This window comes from Bacillus sp. FJAT-49711 (assembly GCF_018343715.1).
Taxonomy (GTDB): Bacteria; Bacillota; Bacilli; order Bacillales; family Bacillaceae_C; genus Lederbergia.
The window spans coordinates 403,107-420,709 of record NZ_JAGYPL010000003.1 but is presented as its reverse complement, the minus strand read 5'-3'; the positions used below and the strand labels follow the sequence as shown (position 1 = coordinate 420,709).

Annotated in this window: 20 protein-coding genes; 14 read left to right on the top strand and 6 right to left on the bottom strand. The window is 36.4% G+C overall.

What is annotated here, in order from left to right; all coding sequences use genetic code 11:
* Nucleotides 1-20 precede the first annotated feature (20 nt).
* Nucleotides 21-560, bottom strand: coding sequence for a hypothetical protein (locus tag KHA96_RS16080; protein ID WP_213130327.1), 540 nt, complete (start codon nucleotides 558-560; stop codon nucleotides 21-23).
* 266 nt (nucleotides 561-826) lie between these two features.
* On the opposite strand from KHA96_RS16080, the gene KHA96_RS16075 reads away from it, so the two are divergent.
* Nucleotides 827-1,435, top strand: coding sequence for a Type 1 glutamine amidotransferase-like domain-containing protein (locus KHA96_RS16075; protein WP_249315650.1), 609 nt, complete (start codon nucleotides 827-829; stop codon nucleotides 1,433-1,435).
* 50 nt (nucleotides 1,436-1,485) lie between these two features.
* Here the strand turns inward: KHA96_RS16075 and KHA96_RS16070 are convergent, their stop codons facing one another.
* The gene (locus KHA96_RS16070) at nucleotides 1,486-2,397 is read right to left on the bottom strand and encodes an aminoglycoside phosphotransferase family protein (RefSeq protein WP_213130325.1); all 912 of its coding nucleotides are present in this window, start codon (nucleotides 2,395-2,397) and stop codon (nucleotides 1,486-1,488) included.
* Nucleotides 2,398-2,524: 127 nt separating this feature from the next.
* Here KHA96_RS16070 and KHA96_RS16065 point away from each other — a divergent pair, with 127 nt between their 5' ends.
* The 3 genes from KHA96_RS16065 to KHA96_RS16055 are packed head-to-tail and all read left to right on the top strand — an operon-like array spanning nucleotide 2,525 to nucleotide 4,101.
* Nucleotides 2,525-2,881, top strand: coding sequence for a PadR family transcriptional regulator (locus KHA96_RS16065; RefSeq protein WP_213130324.1), 357 nt, complete (start codon nucleotides 2,525-2,527; stop codon nucleotides 2,879-2,881).
* The gene (locus tag KHA96_RS16060) at nucleotides 2,874-3,545 is read left to right on the top strand and encodes a permease prefix domain 1-containing protein (protein WP_213130323.1); all 672 of its coding nucleotides are present in this window, start codon (nucleotides 2,874-2,876) and stop codon (nucleotides 3,543-3,545) included. The genes KHA96_RS16065 and KHA96_RS16060 overlap by 8 nt, the downstream gene beginning before the upstream one ends.
* On the top strand, nucleotides 3,538-4,101 hold the full coding sequence (locus tag KHA96_RS16055) for a DUF4825 domain-containing protein (protein WP_213130322.1): 564 nt from the start codon (nucleotides 3,538-3,540) through the stop codon (nucleotides 4,099-4,101). The genes KHA96_RS16060 and KHA96_RS16055 overlap by 8 nt, the downstream gene beginning before the upstream one ends.
* A gap of 80 nt (nucleotides 4,102-4,181) precedes the next feature.
* Here KHA96_RS16055 and KHA96_RS16050 read toward each other — a convergent pair whose 3' ends face one another.
* Nucleotides 4,182-5,384 carry an MFS transporter gene (locus KHA96_RS16050; RefSeq protein WP_213130321.1) on the bottom strand — a complete coding sequence of 401 codons (1,203 nt, stop codon included), beginning with the start codon at nucleotides 5,382-5,384 and terminating at the stop codon, nucleotides 4,182-4,184.
* Between the two features lie 159 nt (nucleotides 5,385-5,543).
* Here KHA96_RS16050 and KHA96_RS16045 point away from each other — a divergent pair, with 159 nt between their 5' ends.
* Complete coding sequence (locus tag KHA96_RS16045; protein ID WP_213130320.1) at nucleotides 5,544-6,467, top strand: phosphotransferase family protein; 924 nt, start codon at nucleotides 5,544-5,546, stop codon at nucleotides 6,465-6,467.
* Between the two features lie 111 nt (nucleotides 6,468-6,578).
* Nucleotides 6,579-7,319: a ThuA domain-containing protein gene (locus KHA96_RS16040; RefSeq protein ID WP_213130319.1), complete on the top strand. Its 741-nt coding sequence runs from the start codon at nucleotides 6,579-6,581 to the stop codon at nucleotides 7,317-7,319.
* A gap of 357 nt (nucleotides 7,320-7,676) precedes the next feature.
* On the opposite strand, the gene KHA96_RS16035 is transcribed toward KHA96_RS16040, so the two are convergent.
* Nucleotides 7,677-8,834, bottom strand: coding sequence for an MFS transporter (locus KHA96_RS16035; protein WP_213130318.1), 1,158 nt, complete (start codon nucleotides 8,832-8,834; stop codon nucleotides 7,677-7,679).
* Between the two features lie 259 nt (nucleotides 8,835-9,093).
* On the opposite strand from KHA96_RS16035, the gene KHA96_RS16030 reads away from it, so the two are divergent.
* Genes KHA96_RS16030 through KHA96_RS16020 form a run of 3 tightly spaced genes read left to right on the top strand, consistent with a single transcriptional unit; the run spans nucleotide 9,094 to nucleotide 10,860 of the window.
* Complete coding sequence (locus KHA96_RS16030) at nucleotides 9,094-9,423, top strand: PadR family transcriptional regulator (RefSeq protein ID WP_213130317.1); 330 nt, start codon at nucleotides 9,094-9,096, stop codon at nucleotides 9,421-9,423.
* Nucleotides 9,424-9,425: 2 nt separating this feature from the next.
* Entirely contained in the window at nucleotides 9,426-10,100 is a 675-nt protein-coding gene (locus tag KHA96_RS16025) for a DUF1129 family protein (protein ID WP_213130316.1), read from the top strand.
* A 1-nt stretch (nucleotide 10,101) separates the two neighbouring features.
* A complete protein-coding gene (locus KHA96_RS16020) occupies nucleotides 10,102-10,860 on the top strand; it encodes an HAAS domain-containing protein (RefSeq protein WP_213130315.1) in 759 nt (252 codons plus the stop codon).
* Between the two features lie 131 nt (nucleotides 10,861-10,991).
* Here KHA96_RS16020 and KHA96_RS16015 read toward each other — a convergent pair whose 3' ends face one another.
* Together KHA96_RS16015 and KHA96_RS16010 are read right to left on the bottom strand one after the other, a co-directional pair.
* Nucleotides 10,992-11,882: a DMT family transporter gene (locus tag KHA96_RS16015; protein ID WP_213130314.1), complete on the bottom strand. Its 891-nt coding sequence runs from the start codon at nucleotides 11,880-11,882 to the stop codon at nucleotides 10,992-10,994.
* 94 nt (nucleotides 11,883-11,976) lie between these two features.
* Entirely contained in the window at nucleotides 11,977-12,312 is a 336-nt protein-coding gene (locus tag KHA96_RS16010; RefSeq protein WP_213130313.1) for an MGMT family protein, read from the bottom strand.
* 482 nt (nucleotides 12,313-12,794) lie between these two features.
* Between KHA96_RS16010 and KHA96_RS16005 the strand changes: the two genes are divergently transcribed.
* The 5 genes from KHA96_RS16005 to KHA96_RS15985 all read left to right on the top strand — a co-directional run bounded on the left by KHA96_RS16005 (nucleotide 12,795) and on the right by KHA96_RS15985 (nucleotide 17,559).
* Complete coding sequence (locus tag KHA96_RS16005; RefSeq protein ID WP_213130312.1) at nucleotides 12,795-13,112, top strand: cupin domain-containing protein; 318 nt, start codon at nucleotides 12,795-12,797, stop codon at nucleotides 13,110-13,112.
* A 79-nt stretch (nucleotides 13,113-13,191) separates the two neighbouring features.
* Nucleotides 13,192-13,893, top strand: coding sequence for a response regulator transcription factor (locus KHA96_RS16000; protein ID WP_213130311.1), 702 nt, complete (start codon nucleotides 13,192-13,194; stop codon nucleotides 13,891-13,893).
* Complete coding sequence (locus KHA96_RS15995) at nucleotides 13,890-14,861, top strand: sensor histidine kinase (RefSeq protein ID WP_213130310.1); 972 nt, start codon at nucleotides 13,890-13,892, stop codon at nucleotides 14,859-14,861. Before KHA96_RS16000 ends, KHA96_RS15995 begins: the two co-directional genes overlap by 4 nt.
* Nucleotides 14,862-14,945: 84 nt before the next feature.
* The gene (locus KHA96_RS15990) at nucleotides 14,946-15,710 is read left to right on the top strand and encodes an ABC transporter ATP-binding protein (protein WP_283248471.1); all 765 of its coding nucleotides are present in this window, start codon (nucleotides 14,946-14,948) and stop codon (nucleotides 15,708-15,710) included.
* Nucleotides 15,685-17,559 (top strand): FtsX-like permease family protein, encoded by a 1,875-nt coding sequence (locus tag KHA96_RS15985; RefSeq protein ID WP_213130308.1) that lies wholly within the window; start codon nucleotides 15,685-15,687, stop codon nucleotides 17,557-17,559. Before KHA96_RS15990 ends, KHA96_RS15985 begins: the two co-directional genes overlap by 26 nt.
* Nucleotides 17,560-17,603: the final 44 nt, after the last annotated feature.

Sequence of the window (17,603 nt, the reverse complement as noted above, 5' to 3'; positions counted from 1 at the left end):
AGCGTAATCAAATTCGCTCGTCATTCTTTTGCTTTTTTTGGGGAAAGGAAGTAACTAATGGAGATTGCAAAATCGATTCCTAGTACAATTGTCCAAACTTTTATAAATCCCGCCAATACCTCTGTTCTTGCAGAATCTTTAATCAAAAAGATAAGCCCTGCTAAAAAACCTGCCCCTATTATATAAGCGAGCACATGCTGACCCCAACTTTTAAAGTAATGTTTCGCATAATCTAATCCATAACGGCGTGTTGGTTTCTGCCCTTGTTTCGTAATGTAATATTGAAAGCGAATATCAGCCCATTGAATCATACTTTTACCAAAGGCTATCGAGACCCCAATATAAATCGCAGCTAGTGCATGTGCAGCCGTAGCAGTGGCACCGCGATATAGATCGACACTCGTTGCAATTAATAGAATTAAGTCTATGACTGGAGTTAAGGCCAAGAATAGTAAACCAAGCTTTTTCCTTTTTAAAATATACCTTGTGACAAGTCCTAAAATAATCAATACCCAAAAACCAATTTCACTCGCAACAATTAACCAAGCTACTAAATTCAAAAAAACACCTCGTTTTTTAAGCATAGGATTATACTAGATTATTAATGATAAAATCTAATTGGGTAAATGAAATACATATTTTGATATAATAATTACACATAATGGAAGGGGTGGAACCATATTCCTCATTATAACGACGGAAGTGGTAAAATGAAAAGTCATCAGAGACAATTAATTTTATGAATGGAAAAAATAAGTGCTAAGTAGGTGTAGTAATGGACAGACATTTATTTCTTTTCGGTGGCGGACCTCCCTTCACCAGCAATATGGCAAATTTATTTGTAAGAAAAGCTTCCTGTTCAAATCAACCCGTCTCTATTTTATTTGTAGAAAGAGAAGGTTGGGAGGAATATATGCCGGTTTATACAGGGGAATTAGAGAAATTAGGCATTCATAACTTTCATTATTTGCCCCTTCGAACTACTCCGATTGAACAAGCGGTCAAATGCATCACAAATAGTTCAGGAATCGTGATTGGTGGAGGAGATACGAATTTATATGCGGATTATATCGTTGATACCGAGATTTCTAAGGTGCTAAAAAATCGATATGAACAAGGTGCCCCAGTAGCTGGTTTTTCAGCTGGCGCATTAATTAGTCCGGAGCTATGCGTGATTTCTCCTAATGATAATGTACAAAACGAATTTCAACATCGAAGAGGATTGGGCTTACTATCAAATGTATTAATAGCTGTACATTATTCTGAATGGAATGATGAGGATCATTTAAGAAATGCTGCCAGCCACTTCAGCAATCATGTGAATTATGGGATTGATGAACGTACGGGCATGTACTTTTTAAACGGACATCTTGAATCTACTGATGGTGAAGGTGTTTATCAATTAGAAAATGGAATAATAAATAAGATAAATTAACAAGTTTCAATAACCAGTTGGAAGGGGCACCAGCCAACTGGTTATTTTAATTATATGGAAGAGAGTTTATTCTTTATCATTTCATATGCCGCTTTATCTTCCTTTTTTGCAAAAAACCTGAGACCATCTATCCCTTTAAATAGCATCCCACACTTTAATCGTTCTCTGAAATTAGGTATACCTTCATCATCCCAGGCTGCGAGAAAGACTTGAGGAATTTGTAATTGAGGAGCCCAGAAGTGCAGGTTAGCAATATCGAACATAAAGTCTCCATACATTGCCATTTCCCAATCAACAATGGCGGTAATATCCTTGCCATCTGAAATAATATTTCCTAAGTGAAAATCTCCATGAACTAGATATTTTTCTTTTGGGGTAGATAATGATAATTCCATCATCATCTCGTAATAATAGTCAAAAACCTCTTTTTCCAAGAAACTATGTTCAAAGAGGGCATACCAATCCTTCCAAAACCCCTCCTGATTTCTTTGAAAAAATGATTCAATATATTGTTGCCACGTATCAAAAACTGCTTCTCCATTATGGTCAATTGCTCCATACTTTTCAGTTGAATCAAGTAGAATTTCGGTCATTTTCTTATATTCAATAGCTAGCGAAGGTAAAACTTTCCTAACTTTATTTTCAGGATAAGCAACTAACGATTGTCCAGAAGCTTTTTCTGATATTGAAAATGCTAAATCATTAAACTTACCGTTTCTTTCAATTCTTGGTATGGGAATGCCTAACTTTGATAGTTTTTCATATAAATACTCGTCTTTTATAAATCTCTCACCGTTCTTATTAAAATGAATGATATAATCTTTGCCTTTGTTGTTATAACTAAAGACTTTGCTCAGTTCGCCGAAGTTGATGGCCTCAACATGGGATACTGAATCATTTATGATGTTTTGGATAATCGTAATGGCAGTAGTTAAATCCATATCTAGTTTAAAAGATTTCATTATTCTATCCACCTCTCTTCTCCCTTATTATACCAACTTAACAAAATTATTAATGGTAACTTTTATAAGGGTACTTCATCACACATAGTAATATGTGTTACAATGCAAAGGTAAGAGGAGGGTTTTTATGGATAAGGCTTCTCCCATCAGCAGCGATTTGATTCGTGGGCATATTGATACGATCATATTGCGGGTTTTATCTGAAGGGGATAATTACGGATATGACATTATTAAAACCATTTTTGAGCAAAGCAATGGAACATTTGAATTAAAAGAGCCATCTCTCTATACAAGCTTGAAAAGATTAGAGAAACAAAAGTTCATTTCGGCTTATTGGGGAGACGAAAGCCAAGGGGGAAGGCGAAAGTATTATAAAATCACGGATGCTGGAGAGATGTCTTATAAAGAGGCTGTGGATTTATGGCTTAATGCAAAGGAACTAATTGATCTGTTGATTGTAAAAAGAGGTGAAAATGATGAATGAATTAAAGTTGCATGTTGACGATTTATTTAAAAAATATAAAGATCATCGCGATATTGCTGAATTGAAGGAAGAAATCTTAGGGAATTTGGAAGCGAAGGTTTCGCATCTCGTCGCAGAAGGTGAAGATGAAAAAAGTGCAGTTGCTAAAGCTAAGAGCAGCATAACCAATATAGATGACCTCATTGATAGCAATATTCCAATCAAGATCAATCAATTTATTTATAAATCCTATCAAATTGTTTTTTTATATTTTATTGTTGCTTGGATTATCACAATTCCATTTACGATCGTTGGAATCGGAATTATTGTTAATTTCATGTTGCTTTTGGTTGTCTTTGTTCTTTTCGTCATCAATTTGTTTTTAAGAAAAACACTTAATCCAGAAAGAAATGGACGGTTAAACATAGTGTCCTTTATAAGGATAAAGAAAGTAATATGGCTTTTATGGTTTCTATTTATATTCATTATTTTGGGTTGCATTACGGCCATTTTGTTTGGGAGCAATATTTGGTTTGCAAGACCTATTCATTTAGAAGGACCCTACCAATTTGGTGTGTTAGTAGCAAGATATGCTTTGCCATTTATTTCAATCATCATTCCGCTCATTTTTACAACCTGGGGGAAAATAATTCCACAATTCGAAGTGGGGGAACAACATGAGTAGGTTAGGGAAATGGATCATTGTGTTACTAGTCTTTGGATTGATATTATTTGCTGCTGTTCAGTTCGTAATCATTCCCAAACAAAATGCAGCCGCGGAACAGTATTTGGTCGATCAAAAAAAGCCACTTACACATGATGTGGAGTATATAAAACAATATAAAAACCCTTATATGGGAAATGCAGCAAATACTACACAGCTTTTTGGTCATCTACCATTATATGATATGTTGAAGGATTTTGAACTGAAATCAGATGATCTAACAGTGATCGTAAACTTCAATAAGAGTACGACTGGCATCAATACGCAACTATTAGATCAATCTCTCATCTATAATTCTACGGCTGCATTCGCATTAATCGGAAACCTTGAAAAAATTGAATATTATTTTGCGGATAAAACAATTGAGGTAAATAGAAAAAGCATTGAAACTCGATATGAGAATTTTAACGAGTTAACAGAGAGTACAGAAACATGGAATGAACAGGTACGAAGCCCATTAAAAGATCATGAGTATGTAAAGGATTTTATACAAGAAATTTCAGTCGAATATAAATAAGATACGAGAAAGGAGAAGAAGCCAACTATATGGCTCCTTCTCCTTCAATAAAGGGGGTTTGCTAACCCACATAAGAACATTCAAACCGTGGCTTTTTCCGCCACTTCATTTGTCTCTTTTCTAAAGTAAAAGATAGCCCCCATCAATACGACAAGGAGGAATCCAAAAAGTACAAGAGCCCATAACGTCACTGATATCGGGAATCGATCGATTAATTCTCCGGCTAGTTTAGGTAAGAAGGCTCCACCTAATCCACCCATCGCCACAAGTAAACTTGTCGTCCATTCTTCTAGCCCAGCAGAATTTTCGTTAATGATCAACAATCCAATAGAGAATATCCCGCCCATTAATAAACCTGTTAAAAAGATAGCCACATAACTAACGATGATTGAAGGCGATAGAGCAAAAATGATTAAAGCGAAAAATTGGCCTATACAGCTTATAACAAAAAGTTTAGTATAACCAATTTTATCAATAACGAAAGTCATACAAAGTCTTCCAACCGTCATGGCCAACCAAAAAACAGTTATACTCAACGCAAGGGATGAAGCATCTAAGTTAGTTGTTTTACTCATAATCGTAGGCAGATAATTGGGTAATACCATTTCTGTCCCAACATACATAAAGAAAAAGAACGCTCCGATTACTAAAAGAGGAATTTGTTTTCGTGGATATTGATTTCTCTTTATTTTCTCTTTATTTAGTGTATGGACTTTGACCTGCTTTTTTAAAATAGGGTCCATTTCTCCAAATGAAAGGAAGAACCAGCCAATCAATGTTGCGCTCGTGATGATGGCAACGACTGTAAAAGAAGCATTCCACATGCCGTTTAAAATAAAAAAGGCAGAAATGATCGGTATAACGAGTGCTCCGACTCCAAAAAACACTTCAGAAAGTACAAGCGTAGAAGCTTTTTTTTCTTTCAAATGCCCGACGATGAGGGCTGCTACGACGGTCTCTGCAATACCTATTCCAGCTCCGCCAATAGGAGCCGTGAATAATAGAAAATTCCAATTCGAAACAGAACCGAGTACAAATTGTGAAACTGCAAAACAGAGTAGAGCTAGGGAAAGAGTATTTTTGCGACCGATCGTTTTTACAATCGCTGGTGCAAATAATACTCCGACTAGAAATCCTAAAAATTGATTCATAATGAGCTGGCCGCCATCTCCATAATGAATACCGTAAGATTGCACCATTGGTTCGAGAACTGTGCCAATGATAATATGACCAAACCCATTCAAGCAATAGATTAGACAAGCAAAAAATACAAACTTCTTCATATTATTCTCCTATACATAATGATGTCCAAGTTATCTTATCAGTTAAGGTAAAAAAGGTCTATAGTAAGAATCTTAATAGAATATAATAGAGGATTGCATGAAGGTAGTATTGAATTAACAACTAGAACAAAATTAGAGAGGTAAAAGGATGAGTATAGGATGGATTCAGTAACAAAAAAGACGTTGCCAGAAGAGGTACAAAAGTGGGTAATAGATTCTATTAATCCAGAAGCTGCGATTGAATCTATTAGTCAATTAAAGGGAGGAATATCTTCTCTTGTTTTTAATGTTGGACTACTGGAGAATGGGGGGATAAACGAGTATGTTGTCCGTTTACATTTCGCAGAAGGCTGGAATGAAAATAGTCCAGATTTAGTCATTAATGAAGCTGAGAACCTCCGCTTTACAAGGCTACATAAACTTCCGACACCTGAGATCATTGCGATTGAAGAGACAAAGACTCTTTTTGGTTCTTATGCTTCTATCATGACCAAGCTTGAAGGCAAGGTTGTTCTCGAACCGGATGATAAGAAATCTTGGCTAAGTGGACTTGCCCGAGCACTTGTGCAAATACATAAAGTAGAAGCTGATTTTCCGCGTTATTACTATACATATCAGGACCCTAATACATTCGAAATTCCTGCATGGTCGGGCTTGGAGGAAGAATGGAAAAAAGTTCTTGCCATTATAAAAGGCCCGCGTCCAGAATTCAAAGAATGCTTTATCCATCGTGATTACCATCCAACTAATGTGCTATGGTCAAGGGATTCAGTAAGCGGAATCGTGGATTGGCTCAATGCATGTAAAGGTCCAGCAGGGGTAGATGTTGGTCATTGCCGGGTCAATCTTGCTCAGTTATATGGGGTGAAGGAAGCGGATCTTTTCTTATCATATTATCAGCTGTATGCTGGGCCAAAATTTAAGTATGATCCATATTGGGATATCATTTCCCTCGTTGATTTTCCTTTGGAGGATCCTGAAGTGTATCCAGGGTGGACCGACCTAGGCTTTACAGGATTAACGGCTCAAATAATTAAGGAACGCTTGGATGCCTATATGGTTAGTTTAATCAACCGCTTTTAAGAATTTTAACTTAATTTAGCGGTTAAACAATGTACAGGAAACCCTATGTTTGTTAAAATGAAGATAGCTTATTTGATAAATTTTTACATTACATAGTAGGGAGTGGAATGTATGAGTAAAAAAGCACTGATTGTATGGGGCGGATGGGATGGTCATCAACCGGAACAAGTTGCGCAAATATTTAAGGGAATCTTAGAAGAAGAGAATTTTAATGTAGAAGTTTCTAATTCACTAGATTCATATGCAGATACGGAAAAAATGAAAGCGTTTGATTTAATTGTTCCGCATTGGACAATGGGACAAATTAAAAATAACTATGCTCTCAATATTTCCGAAGCTATTGTAAGTGGTGTCGGTTTAGCAGGATTGCATGGCGGTATGTGTGATTCTTTCCGGAATAATGTGGACTGGCAGTTTATGACAGGAGGCAATTGGGTTGCTCATCCTGGAAATGATGGAATTGAATATACGGTAAATATTAAACATTCATCAAGTCCACTTTTGGAAGGAATGTCGGATTTCAAAGTTGTGAGTGAGCAATATTATTTACATGTTGATCCAGCAGTTGAAGTATTAGCAACAACTCGTTTTCCTGTTTTCGAAGGCCCCCATTCAACGAATAAAGCAGTCGATATGCCGGTTGTATGGACAAAGCGTTGGGGAGCAGGCCGCGTTTTTTACTGTTCATTAGGCCATCAAGCAGATATCGTGGCCATGCCAGAAGTGACCGAAATAATGAGAAGAGGCTTCTTATGGGCTGCTGAAGGAAAAACTCTTTATAGCGAATTGGGAGCAAAATTATCGGAAGGTAATGTTCGTTCCTATACTGGAATGGGAGATAGCCAGGACTGATAAAAGTCTATCTTGCCATATGATAATTAATCTCTCTCAAAATGCATAATCCAAATGAGGAAGAGCTTAAACTTTATGAGAACCATTGAACTTTACAAATAGGTTATGAAAGCCGGCTTTTGGGATTTTACAAACAACAAATTTTAAGAAAACATCCATAAGGAAAAAGGAACTGTCAGGTGTTAGTTACTTAAGACAGTTCCTTTTTCTATAATTGGGAATGAGAATTTTTCGTATAATAAGGTTAGAAATATCGCTATACGTTAAGATTGAAATCTGATAATAAATTATCGAAAAACATGTAGGAGATTTTGAATTAATTTAGAAAACAAATAGTAAAAAAAAGTGGAACTGCCTTTACAACAGTTCCATTTTTTTAGGCTGAGAGGTATTTTTTAAGAGAATCATCACGGATGCTCCACCAATCAACAAAACTCCTGTAAAAAGAAAGCCTTGATTTGCAGATAAATTTAATAATCCCGTTAAGCCTGAGCCAAAGACAACACCTATAGAAAAGAATGCGTAGAAATATCCATATGCTTTCCCACGATGTGTTTGTTCCGTCGCTTCAATTAAAAGTGAATTCAGTGATGGGAATAGAAAAGCAAAGCCAATTCCATAGATTCCCATAACTACATATAAGAATGGAATACTATTGCCAAAACTAATGAGAAGCAAGCCCACTCCCATTGCAGCCATTCCAAAGGTTGCAGTTTTCACGGGTTTAATGATGTCAAATAAATTATTTATCGGCAAAACGAAAACAAGAATGGCGACGATGCCAAACGTGCTTAAAAGAAGCCCGCTCGTTTGAGAATCCTGTCCAAGTTCCATTACTTTTAATGGAAGCATATACGCGAGAACTCCTTGAGAAAACATTAAGAAAAACGCTCCAGAAAAAGCTCTCACGATAAGAGAGTTTTTGAAAAAGGCTTTTACTGATAGCGTATCTATTTTACCTTTACTACCTTTTTCAATTACTTTGCTTCTCAAGAAAATTAAGGAAAGAACTCCTAATAAAATCATGAAAAATGCTGTTACGCTTAAAACCGTTGTTTCGCTGTACTTACTCGCGACAATCCCGCCAAATGCTGGGCCTATAACAGCAGCTAGTCCGACAAATGCACCTGAAAGGGCAGCCCCTTTCCCCTTTTTTTCGGATTTCACTGAATTTGCTAAGTAGGTAAAAGCCGCTGGCACAATTAATCCTGCTGTTAATCCGTGTAAAAAGCGAATAAGAAGAAGGGACCATGCGTCTATGGCTAGAAAATAAGAAAAAAGCATGGCTCCAGTAAATATTAAACCTAATAATAAAATAACAAAGGGACCTTTTTTATCTGTTAAAAATCCAGAAATGACATTTCCAATTGTATTAGAAAAAGAGTACATCCCGACGGCCAATCCCGTTAAAAAAGGAGTAGCTCCAAGTGACGTTGCAAGAGGGGTCATAATTGGCAGTTGGGTAAACAAATCAAAAAATGAAAAAAAGACGATCATATAAACAAAAATCCTCATAAATGCTAGAGCCTCCAACTATTAAACTTATGTCTATCATCTCTCTTTCGCTGGAAATAGGCAAGAAATTCAATTTTAATTTTAAAATAATTATTGACAATAGTTTTTAAAAGATTTATTGTTAAAGCAACTACTTTGTATAACCAAGTAGTTGCTTTTAACACAGCTATCTTGTTTAGCAAAATAGCGAATGATATTTGTATCTTTTTATTTTGATTAGCTATCTTGTTTAACAATATAGTTGGAAAGGATGATGTCTATGTCGATACGAAGCCAGCTGTTAAAAGGAATTTTAGATGGATGTGTGTTGGCCGTGATCGAGAAAGAACCCGTTTACGGATATGAACTTTCGAAAAAACTCCAGGATATTGGACTGCAAGATGTAAGTGAAGGGACTATTTATCCGGTATTGTTAAGACTTCAAAAAAATGGATTGATAAGAGGAGAGATGAGGCCTTCAGATTCAGGCCCTAATCGTAAGTATTATTTTTTAACTAAGGACGGAGAAGAGGCTTTATTCACTATTAAGGAAGAATGGAACCAAATTAGTGAACCAATCAATGCATTGTTCAAAAGGAGGGAAATTTGACCATGAATGCTAAAAAGCTAATAGAAGAAAATAATCGTAAAAGAGAGTTATTGACTAAGAAAAATGAAGCTTATTATAGCGATATGATGATTTATATTCGACTACAAATGTCACTTTCGGAACAACAATCTGAAGAAGTGTTGATGGAAATGCTGGATCATTTGCTGGAAGCCCAAGAGGATGGGAAATCCGCTAATGACATATTCGGCGACGATCCAAAAGCTTTTGCAGATGAAATCATTGAGCAATTGCCAAAAGAGAAAAAAAGGGCGGTGATTCCTTTTGTTGCTGGAATAGCAGCCAATATTGTCAGTTGGGTTTTAATGATTAGAGGAATTGTTTTTCTCGTATTGTCACAGTTTACAAAGGTTAGAACCGAAGTTTATGTGATCAAGACTTTTGTTATTGCATTAATCATCGCTTGTTTCGTTAGCTTCACAATTTGGTTTATTTTTAAATTGATTAGAAATTCATTATTTAAAGAAAAACGAAATACAAAAATGGATATGATTAAGGTCGGTTTAGTTGCTGCAGCGAGCATGGCTGTTGTGTTGGCTGTAACAAAGTTTACCCCAGATATTGGACCTTCATTTGATTTTTCATGGTGGGCATCTTTAATTACTGGGGGAGTTTTATGGCTCATCCTTTTCACAATAAAAAAGATAGGGAGTAAATGAAATGTTATCTGCCAAAAGTGAAAGCTTCATTGAAAATCTTCGATTGTATTTAGTAACTTCCGGAAAAAAAGAAAAAGAAGTAAATGACCTGACAGAGGAATTAAAGGATCACTTAATTGAATCAGAGAAACACGGAAAAAGTATTGAGGGGATTATTGATTGTACTCCTGAACAATACATGGATTCATTGAAAGTAGAAATGAAAACTGATTATAAAGGAATATTTAAAAAACTGCCCTTCTATTTTATTTGGATCATTGCATACTTAATGATGGGCCCAGCGATAAGGAACCATTTTGAGTTGAATATTGTTCAAGTTGCCGGACTTCCGATTTCAGCCATTATTGGATTTTTTATTTATGTATTCTTTTTACAAAGGGCAGGGAAAAAGCAATATTCAAAGAAAAAGTTTTTCCTAGGCTCCATGTTTGCAAGTTTTTGTGTAATATTACTATTTATGATTTTATTGGGAAGTGCGATTTTTCTTGAACCGTTTTATAAAGCGAATACTACTGGAAACTGGACGGTTGTCGCCATTTGCACAAGTATTTTTATTGGAGGTGCATTATGGACAAAAACCTGGTTCCCTATTTGGATGCCATCATTGTTATTTGTTTCTGATTTCCTTTCGCGTTTTACAAATTTGAATGAAGAAACGCTTCTGATTATTTCTTTTGTATCTTTTATTCTTGTTTTTGTTTTTCTTATTATTAGTGTTCTGGTGGCCGAAAAAAATAAGCGTATTAAGGGAATAAGCTAAGTTTGTTTGGAATGTTAATCACTTGTGACTCGATAAGTCATATGGATTTTAATATGGAAATAACATTTATAGTAAAATGAAAAAACGACAAATCCAAATGCAGGGAAACTGGTATAAGTGGGAATAGAATCCTATTCACCAGTTCCCTTTTGGACGTAAAGCTGTTTTCGCTGATAAGTAGACAGTACTACTCCACCAACGATAAAAATGGAGCCGATTATCTCTACACCTGTAATGGGTTTGGCCAATAATATAAATCCAAAAACCATTGCGACAAATGGCTCTAAATTAGACAAAATGGATGCTTTGGAAGCATCTACATGACGTATATTACTATTCCAAATTAGCGTGGCAAGACCATGGACAATAATGGCTGTTCCAATTAATAGTCCCCAATCATTGAAGGTGTTGCTTATTCGCAGCGGACTGTTGATTGTAAAAGCAAAAAATACCGCGATCACCAAGCCTACAATATTTGAATATAAAGTGATGAGCAGCGGATCGATTCTCTGTGAGAGTGCTCTCGTCATAATGATCATGATGGCGAAGGTAATCATTGTAATTACAATCCATATAAGCCCTGCATCAACATGCAAAGTTGATAAACTCCCTTTTGTTACAACGAAAAATATTCCGATTACCGCTACAATAGATCCAAATATCATACGAATAGTTAATCTTTCTTTTAAGAAGATAGCGGCTAAAAAGCTAGTTAAAATAGGAGTAGTTGCTAATATTAATGCAGAGGTGGTTGGGTCAGCTGTTTGTAATCCTTCAAAAAAGGACCATTGATTAATAAATACACCGATCAATCCTAGAAAAAAAATAATCGCTGCATCTGTTTTATTTAAACGTTGCAGCTTTGTTTTATAGGACAATAAAATTAAAAATAATACAATAAAGACAAGTCGGAGGAATGTTAATAGAGCCGGTGAGAAACTTTGAACCAAAATCTTTCCAAATACAAAGTTGCTTCCCCATACCACTACACAAAAAGTTAGCCATGAATATGCTTTAAACATAGTTGTATCCATCCTTTATCAAAATACTAACTTTTCTATTTTAAATACTTAAGGGTGCATAGTAAAATATGACAGATTGATGATATTGTTTTTATCAGCCTTCTATCCATTCCCAATGTAATTCGGTCGGTTCCCAGCGATAGAGCTGAAGATTAACTTGTTTTTCTGAAATAAGCTCGATTCCTTCTTTTTTTAGTAGTATCAGCTGCTGGTAGGCTGTCTCTGCATCACCGATTACAATTTCTCCCTTAGCATTCACGACGCGATGCCAGGGGAGTTCATACTTGGCACTCATTGTATGTAAAATTCTTGCAACTTGCCTTGCTCCACGGGGACTTCCGGCTAGACGTGCAATTTGTCCATATGTTGCGACACGGCCATTGGGAATTGTTTTTAAAATGGTGATCACTTTTTCCGTAAAAGGATTCAATTTTACCCTCTCCAATCTTTTTTAGTATAACATTAAAGAAAAGCGCAAGCGCCTAGCTCATCGACGTATAAACTTCACGATCACTGACTGAGATAAAGGAAACACGATGAGTCCGCTAGGACGAATCGATGTTGACTTATCGTAGGGAAGTGAACAGGAAGTTTACTAGTCGATAGGCGCTGGAGCTAGACAAAGAAAAGCGCAAGCGCCTAGCTCATCGACGTATAGGCCCACAGGATGTGGGTCCGTCGACGTCGCCACAGGAAGTGGCGGTTTTAGTCGACGTTCCTTTTTTGATCACTGACTGAGATAAAGGAAACACGATGAGTCCGGTAGGACGAATCGATGTTGACTTATCGTAGGGAGAAGGACAAGAATTTTGCTAGTCGATAGGCACGGGACAGTCAAAGCAAGCCACAAATGGTAAACTAAAACTAGGATATGCTATCTTAATTCTTAAAGTAAACAAGGAGGCTATATAAATGACTATTAAAAAGGCTGAAGAATCGCAAACATTTAATGATGCTCGGTTTACAAAGAATATTTTATTCAAGGAAGAAGGAACGACAGCATTCATTTTAAATTTCCTCCCGGGTCAAACATTGCCGCCACATCCCCACCCGGGTGCACATGTATATTTATTCGTCATGGAAGGCAGCGGGATTTGTACGATTGACAATGAAAAACACGATATTTCAGCTAAAGATGTGATTCATTGCGAAGATAAACAAATTTTAAGTGTGGAAAATAACGGGCATGCTCCGCTTAGCATTTATGTTGTTTTAGCAAAAAAATCATAGGCTTTTAAAAATCCTCGTTAATATTAATGAGGATTTTTTGTAAAATGAAAGATAATAAATTATTAAAAGGAAGATCAATATGGCGGAAATCTTAATCGTGGAGGATGATCCGAAGATAGCGAAGCTGCTTCACAATCATCTTGAAAAATATGGCTATCATGTAACACTGACAGAAGACTTTGATCATATTTTGGAGCTTTTCACTAAGATCAATCCAGACATGGTGCTACTAGATGTGAATTTGCCAAGTTATGATGGATATTATTGGTGCAGGCAAATCCGAAAAATATCAACATGTCCCATTTTATTTATATCGGCTAGATCGGGTGAGATGGATCAAGTAATGGCTTTGGAAAATGGTGGAGATGATTTTATAACAAAACCGTTCCATTATGAGGTGGTCATGGCGAAAATTCGAAGTCAATTGCGGCGAGCTTATGGAGAATATGCACCAAAGGTTGAAGAACGAAAGGTAGAACTGAACGGACTTGCTCTATATATGGAACGAATGGAGGCACAAATGGGAGAAAAGATCGTTACTTTAACTAAAAAAGAAGCCATTTTGCTTGAAACGCTTATGAAACGATCTCCTCGTGTCGTAAGTCGTGAGGTGATTTTAGAGAAACTATGGGACGATCAATCATTCGTAGATGAAAACACACTAAATGTTAATGTGACTCGTGTCCGCAAAAAGCTGCAGGGGCTTGGAATTGATGATGCGATTGAAACCGTGCGTGGAGCAGGATATCGGTTAGTCTCTAATTGGGTGGAAGCAAGATGAGGTTGTTTCTCCGTGAGCATCTACCACTCATCATTGTTAATATCCTACAAATGATAGCGGTTTTGTCTATCTACTTAATGGATGGCTATCGGAATTATTTAACGGCCCTTTATTCTTTATTTATCGGAATCTTCTTGCTTTCCGCATATTTATTCTATAGCTATTTTACGCATAAAGATTTTTACAGAAGGCTATCTAATCCAATTCACAAGCTTGATGAAGTAAATGAAATATTAGGATTTGCTCCACTCCCAGAAGCGTTAACTCACCTTTTAAAATCCCTGCATACAAAGTATATGAATGATCTTCATCTCCAGGAGAGGAAGCGAAGTGATCATTTAACCTTTATTAATCAGTGGGTGCATCAAATGAAAACGCCGCTTTCGGTCATCCAGCTGATTACGCAAGAGGAGGAAGACGAGCGCTTCACAAGTATTCAAGAGGAAGTAGATAAAATCGGAAAAGGCTTGGATATGGTTTTATATGCTGCTAGACTTGAGGCTTTCGAACATGATTTTCAAGTAGGAGCGGTTAACTTGAGAAAAATAGCAGAACTAGCAGTTACAGAAAATAAACGTCTCTTTATTAAAAATCGTGTATATCCAGAAATTCAAATTGCTCCGGACATTTTTGTTGAGTCAGATGAAAAATGGCTAATGTTTATTTTGAATCAGTTAATTACGAACGCTGTAAAATATTCATCAGGAAAATCGCAAAAAATCATTATACTAGGTTCAGACGTGTGCTTCGAAGTATGGGACAACGGCATCGGAATCCCCAAATCAGATGTTAAGCGAGTATTTAATCCGTTTTATACCGGGGAAAATGGACGGTTATACCGAGAATCAACTGGGATGGGATTATACTTAGTGAAAGAAATTTGCGATCGACTTGGCCACAACATTGAGATAGAATCAGTGGTTGGAAAAGGTACAATGGTAAAAATAACGTTTCTTACAAAGATGTAAGGAAATTGAAAGGTAAATAGATGGTTGAAGATTCTTCTTTTCATCTACAATAACAATAGATGGAAAGGGGTTTTTACAATGGAAATGCTGAAAATCAAAAATTTAAGTAAAGTGTATGATGGAAAAGTTGCGTATAAGGCGCTTTCAGATATCGACTTAACAATTGAAGAAGGTGAATTTGTTGGAATTATGGGTCCTTCCGGAAGCGGAAAGACGACCCTTTTAAATATGGTGGCGACTATTGATCAGCCAACTTCTGGGTCACTCTTAATTAATGGAAAAGATCCATTTCGTTTAAAGCAAAATGATCTTGCATTGTTTAGACGCAGACAATTAGGGTTCGTTTTTCAAGACTTCAATTTGCTTCCGACGCTTACGGTTGAAGAAAACATCGTCCTGCCGCTTACATTGGACGGAGTAAGTGTAAAAGTAATGGATGAAAAAGTAGATGCCATTGCGCAAAAATTAGGGATAAAGGATATTTTGAAAAAACGGATTTACGAAATTTCTGGTGGGCAAGCCCAAAGAACGGCGATTGCACGAGCAACAATTCACTCTCCTCAAATGGTGTTGGCGGATGAGCCGACGGGAAATCTCGATTCGAAAGCTTCAAAAGCTGTAATGGAAATGATGGGAAGCATTAATAAAAATGATAAAACGACGATGATGATGGTTACACATGACCCGATTGCCGCAAGCTTCAGTGACAGAGTTGTATTTATAAAAGATGGAAAGTTCTACAACGAAATTCATCGTGGTGACAATCGTCAAGCCTTTTTCCAAAAAATCATCGATGTGCTTTCTCTGTTAGGAGGGGATTCAAGTGACCTTCAGACAGTTCGCATTTAACAATGTATTTAGAAACAAAAGGACATATGCGGCTTACTTTTTAAGCAGTATGTTTTCTGTATTAGTGTTTTTTGTTTATGCTGTATTTGCATTTCATCCTGCACTTAAGAATATTAATCCGAATGTTGCAGTTGGCCTGCATTTTGCAGAAGGGGTAATTTATGTTTTCTCATTCATATTTGTGCTAGTCTCGATGAGCGCGTTTTTAAAATCAAGGAAGAAAGAATTCGGTCTTATGGTTATGCATGGGATGTCGAATATGCAGCTGCGTAAAATGGTCTTTTTAGAAAATGTCTTTATCGGTTTTTTTGCGACCGTATTTGGAATGCTAGTAGGCTTTGTTTTTTCTAAAATGATTTTATTAGCTGCGGAAAACGTTTTGAATTTGGACGAAGTCTTGCCTTTCTATTGGCCAGTTAACGCAATAGTGTTGACGTTTGTAGCATTTTTGTTTCTATTTATTACTATTTCCTTTTTCACAGTTTCTGTTCTTAAAGGGAATAAGCTTGTAGATTTAATTAAAGGAAGCTCAGCTCCTAAAAAAGAACCGAAAGCATCAATTGCGTTATCATTATTAGCCATTTTCCTTATCGCTATTGGCTACGCAGGTGCTTTAATAGCTGATGGTTTGCAGGTCGTTGTGGCAATGATTCCTGTTACCATTGTCGTGATCATTGGCACATATTTTCTTTTTACACAGCTTAGTGTGTTCACGATTAATCGATTAAGAAAAAGCAAACCTTTCTTTTGGAGAAAAACAAATATAGTCGTTATGTCCGACCTAGCTTATCGCATGAAAGACAACGCAAGAGCCTTTTTCTTCGTAGCCATTGTTTCAACCGTGGCATTTTCTGCGATTGGTACACTCGTTGGGTTCAGAACGATGATAACGGCGGATTTGTTAAAAAATAACCCATTTGCTTTTGAATATACATCAGAAGAAGGAAATAAGTTGGAAACGGAGCATATCCAACTCATCAGACATGAACTTGAAAATTCGCCTTACAGAGAAGCAAGTGCGGATATTAAAAAAATGCTATCGGCAAATGATTCATATAATGTAACTAGTCAATCTGGATACAATCAACTTCTTACAACATTAGGCAATGATGCTGAGCAAGTCGATCTTAAAGAAAATGAAGCAATAATGTTATTTTACGAAAGTGCTCTTGATATGGAGACTAGGGTTAAACAACAAGATACCATTACTTTTGGTAACCTAGCTTTAGAACAGAAAGAAGCAGTTCCCACTAATGTATTTCCGTCATACAGAAATTTTTTAGTGGTTTCTGATAAAGTATTTGAACAGATGAAAGACTATGAAAGAAAAGAAACTTATCATGCTTTTTATATTAAAGATTGGAAAAGCTCAATAGAAGTGGGGAAGAATTTAGCTAAAAAAATTGCCCAATTTGATCCAGAGGGAAAGTATGAATATTTTTCACTAGCTTTTACATGGCATGAAATCAATCAGATGTATGGTGCAGTTTTATTTATAGGATTATTTATTGGGGCCGTATTTTTCGTATCAGCCGGAAGCTTTTTATACTTCCGATTATATGCCGATTTCGAAGATGAAAAGAGGAAGTTTTCTGCAATTAGGAAGCTGGGGTTGACGGATAAAGAATTGTCTAGAATTACTACGATTCAGTTGGCATTGTTGTTTTTTGTTCCAATTATTGTGGCTATGATTCATGGGGCCGTTGCCCTGACAGCTTTGGAGCATATGTTCAGCTTTAGCTTATTAAAGGAATCAACATTGGTCCTCAGCAGCTTCGGGTTAATTCAAATCATCTATTTTCTATTTATTCGTACCAATTATATACGGAAAATTAGACGTTCGATTTAAGCACTCATTTGTTTTGAGTGCTTTTTTTCTGGAACTTTTTTGGT